The 523-nt window shown below is 41.5% G+C and carries 1 protein-coding gene; it reads right to left on the reverse strand.

Features of this window, described 5'->3' with window-relative positions:
* A partial coding sequence (locus tag IEY73_RS34935; RefSeq protein WP_189083270.1) for an efflux RND transporter permease subunit occupies positions 1–523 on the reverse strand: 523 nt, incomplete at both ends.

Genomic DNA, 523 nt, shown 5'->3' on the forward strand with positions numbered 1-523 from the left:
CTAAAGCGTCTAAAAACATCAATTTATCGTATTTATTACGCACTTGCAAGCGTTTGATGTCTTCTACAGAAACGCGCTTGTTATCAGGCACTCTAATAATCATGTCGTATTCTTTACCATCTTCTTTGAACACGCTCGCTTGAGAAGTCCCAGAGAAAGCAGAGCTCACCACTGATCCAATAGTTTGAGCGCTCACGCCGTATTTGTTGGCGTTTTGTCTTAAGATCTTTAGTTGCAGTTGCGGTTGCGATTCGCTCGTGCTTGTATGATAGCCTTCAATCTTGCCTTTTAATTCAGGGCTTTCCAATAAGAATTTTTTCAAATTCGCCACGCTTTTATCCACCGCTTCTTGAGAATGGGAAAACACAAAGGTTTGGAAGGGCGAACTATCCCCACCGCCCCCTATAAGAGAGACTTCAGAAAGATTAATGTTCTCTAAACCTTTAGCTTCAGGCATGCTTTTTAATTCTTTCCTTAAAGCGCTCATCAACTCAAATTGCCCCAATTCATGCTCTTTTTTGCG

It is taken from the genome of Mangrovihabitans endophyticus (genome assembly GCF_014646155.1).
Taxonomy (GTDB): Bacteria; Actinomycetota; Actinomycetes; order Mycobacteriales; family Micromonosporaceae; genus Actinoplanes; species Actinoplanes endophyticus.